General features: G+C 58.5%; 1 tRNA gene and 2 rRNA genes. All 3 read right to left on the bottom strand.

The features are described 5' to 3' along the window. Positions 1 to 120 precede the first annotated feature (120 nt). The 3 genes from GXW78_RS27545 to GXW78_RS27535 all read right to left on the bottom strand — a co-directional run bounded on the left by GXW78_RS27545 (position 121) and on the right by GXW78_RS27535 (position 3,196). Positions 121 to 197, bottom strand: a tRNA-Met gene (locus GXW78_RS27545). A gap of 36 nt (positions 198 to 233) precedes the next feature. Beyond that, a 5S ribosomal RNA gene (gene rrf, locus GXW78_RS27540) occupies positions 234 to 348 on the bottom strand. A gap of 112 nt (positions 349 to 460) precedes the next feature. Beyond that, positions 461 to 3,196, bottom strand: a 23S ribosomal RNA gene (locus GXW78_RS27535). Between the last annotated feature and the right edge of the window lie 274 nt (positions 3,197 to 3,470).

The raw sequence follows: 3,470 nt of genomic DNA, 5'->3' as shown, positions 1-3,470 counted from the left end.
TTGCCCGCATTCTGCGAGTTGTGTTGGCCGTTGCTGCTTTGGTTGGAGGTGCGCGCAAAGTGCAAAACCCCCGGGCCGTGGGCCGGGGGGGTCTGGAAGGCGTTGGTTTATGATTAGAGCTGGATGCGGGGACAGGATTTGAACCTGTGACCTTCAGGTTATGAGCCTGACGAGCTACCGGGCTGCTCCACCCCGCGGGGGTGTGTGGGTATTCCAGAGGATCCGGCCTGGTGGCCTGGCGGCGACCGACTCTCCCGCGCCTTAAGACGCAGTACCATGGGCGCTGGGGTGTTTCACGGCCGTGTTCGGGATGGGAACGGGTGTATCAACCCCGCGATGGCCACCAGGCCACCGGGCCGGATCCTCTGGATGATGGTGTGATGATCAGGTGGTGCGTGTGTTGCGTGGATTGGCGCTGTGCGCGGGTGGGTTGGAGACCAACCCATGCGGTGGTGTGTGGATATGGAGTTCTATCGGGTGATTAGGATCGCTCGGCTGCACTCCTTACGGAGCTTCCACCTGCGACCTATCGACGTGGTGGTCTACCACGGCCCTTAGGGAGACCTCGTCTTGAGGCTGGTTTCCCGCTTAGATGCCTTCAGCGGTTATCCATTCCGCACTTGGCTACCCAGCTATGCCACTGGCGTGACAACTGGTGCACCAGAGGTGCGTCCTTCCCGGTCCTCTCGTACTAGGGAAAGATCCTCTCAAGTCTCCAACACCCACGGCAGATAGGGACCGAACTGTCTCACGACGTTCTAAACCCAGCTCACGTACCGCTTTAATCGGCGAACAGCCGAACCCTTGGGACCTGCTCCAGCCCCGGGATGCGATGAGCCGACATCGAGGTGCCAAACCTCCCCGTCGATGTGGACTCTTGGGGGAGATCAGCCTGTTATCCCTAGAGTACCTTTTATCCGTTGAGCGATGGCCCTTCCATGCGGGACCACCGGATCACTAAGGCCGACTTTCGTCCCTGCTCGTGCTGTCGCACTCGCAGTCAGGCGGGCTTGTGCCTTTGCACTCAACAGCCGATGTCCGACCGGCTTGAGCCCACCATCGCGCGCCTCCGTTACCTTTTGGGAGGCGACCGCCCCAGTCAAACTGCCCACCAGGCAGGGTCCCGACCCCGGATGACGGGGTTCGGTTAGACGCCAGAAAGGCACAGGGTGGTATTTCAAGGTTGGCTCCACCAAGGCTGGCGCCCCGGCTTCAAAGCCTCCCACCTATCCTACACAGTCCCTTCCTGGCGCCACTGCCAAGCTGCAGTAAAGGTTCATAGGGTCTTTCCGTCTGACCGCGGGTACCCCGCATCTTCACGGGGAATTCAATTTCACTGAGCCCATGCTGGAGACAGTGGGGAGGTCGTTACGCCATTCGTGCAGGTCGGAACTTACCCGACAAGGAATTTCGCTACCTTAGGACCGTTATAGTTACGGCCGCCGTTTACCGGGGCTTCAATTCGGAGCTTGCACTCCTCCTTTTAACCTTCCGGCACCGGGCAGGCGTCAGACCCTATACGTCATCTCTCGATTTCGCAGAGCCCTGTGTTTTTACTAAACAGTCGCCACCCCCTGGTCTGTGCCACCCGCCCATGGTTGCCCATTGACGGGTCCCGCTTATCGCTAACTTACGCGGGCAATTTGCCTAGTTCCTTCAGCATGGTTCTCTCAAGCGCCTTGGAATACTCATCCAGTCCACCTGTGTCGGTTTCGGGTACGGTCCATATGCCAGAGCTATTTCCCGGACCGATCCAACTGCCACCCCAATCCGATAAGGAATGACAGAACTTCACGGCCGTCACTTCTGGCGGGCCCAGGAATATTCACCTGGTTCCCATCGGCTACGGCTTTCGCCCTCGCCTTAGGGGCCGGCTCACCCTGCGCGGATTAACCTTGCGCAGGAACCCTTGGACTTTCGGCGACAGAGTTTCTCACTCTGTTTGTCGTTACTCATGTCCGCATTCGCACTTCCGATACCTCCACGGCCCGTCACCGGTACCGCTTCGCAGGCCTACGGAACGCTCCGCTACCGCGCACTTTCGTGCACCCACAGCTTCGGCAGATGGCTTGAGCCCCGGTACATTTTCGCCGCAAGACAGCTTGTTTAGACCAGTGAGCTATTACGCTTTCTTTAAAGGATGGCTGCTTCTAAGCCAACCTCCTGGTTGTTTTGGCCGTCTCACATGCTTTCCCACTTAGCCATCATTTGGGGGCCTTAGCTGGTGGTCTGGGTTGTTTCCCTCTCGACAATGGACCTTAGCACCCACTGTCTGTCTGCCCGCCTGCACTCATCGGCATTCGGAGTTCGGTAGGGTTTGGTAGGGCTTTGGGCCCCCCTAGCCCTTCCGGTGCTCTACCTCCGACGGTGATCGACGGACGATCTACCTCAATAGATTTCGCGGAGAACCAGCTATTTCCTGGTTTGATTGGCCTTTCACCCCTAACCACAGATCATCCCCGACTTTTTCAACAGGCGTGGGTTCGGTCCTCCAGTGGGTGTTACCCCACCTTCAACCTGTCCATGGCTAGATCACCAGGTTTCGGGTCTCATGCCGGCAACTATGCGCCCTATTCAGACTCGCTTTCGCTGCGCCTACACCTCTCGGCTTAAGCTTGCTGCCAACACGAACTCGCGGACCCATTATACAAAAGGTACGCCGTCACTCTTGCGAGCTCCGACTGCTTGTAGGCATCCGGTTTCAGGTCTCTTTCACTCCCCTCGTCGGGGTGCTTTTCACCTTTCCCTCACGGTACTTGTGCACTATCGGTCGCCAAGGAGTATTTAGGCTTGGAGGATGGTCCCCCCATGTTCAGACAGGGTTTCACGTGCCCCGCCCTACTCAAGGATCTATCAGAACACTACGCCTACGGGGCTATCACCCGCTGCGGCCAGCCTTTCCAGACTGTTCGGCTTCTTTCTGACAGACCACTGGCCTGGTCCCCGTTCGCTCGCCACTACTAGGGGAATCTCTGTTGATGTCTTTTCCTCCGGGTACTGAGATGTTTCAGTTCCCCGGGTTCGCCTCCCAACCCTATGTATTCAGGTTGGGATACCCCAAAGGGGTGGGTTTCCCCATTCGGACATCCGCGGATCAACGATCGCTCGCATCTCCCCGCGGCTTTTCGCAGCGTGCCACGTCCTTCATCGCCTCTTGGCGCCAAGGCATCCACCGAATGCCCTTCTCTCACTCCGTATCAACACCACCGCCCGCGCACAGGGCCAAACCACGCCCCATGCAACTACTACCATTATCGGGCGGCAGCGCCCGCAGCATCCCCAGGGCGCGGTCAAGGCTTGCCCCGAACGATGTGCGTCACTCACACACACAACAACTGATCATCTTCACCATGTGAAAGAACATGCCGCTCCGCAGGCCATCCGGTTCCCTCTCGAGGATCCCGGACCGCCACCGCGGAACGAAACAGGTTTTGGAAGTGCCGCCACCCAAGGGGCAGCGCACCAAGCAT

It is taken from the genome of Neoroseomonas terrae, from assembly GCF_018129025.1.
Lineage (GTDB): Bacteria > Pseudomonadota > Alphaproteobacteria > Acetobacterales > Acetobacteraceae > Neoroseomonas > Neoroseomonas terrae.
The sequence above is the reverse complement of the archived record's forward strand: the minus strand, read 5'-3'. Positions and strand labels throughout refer to the sequence as shown.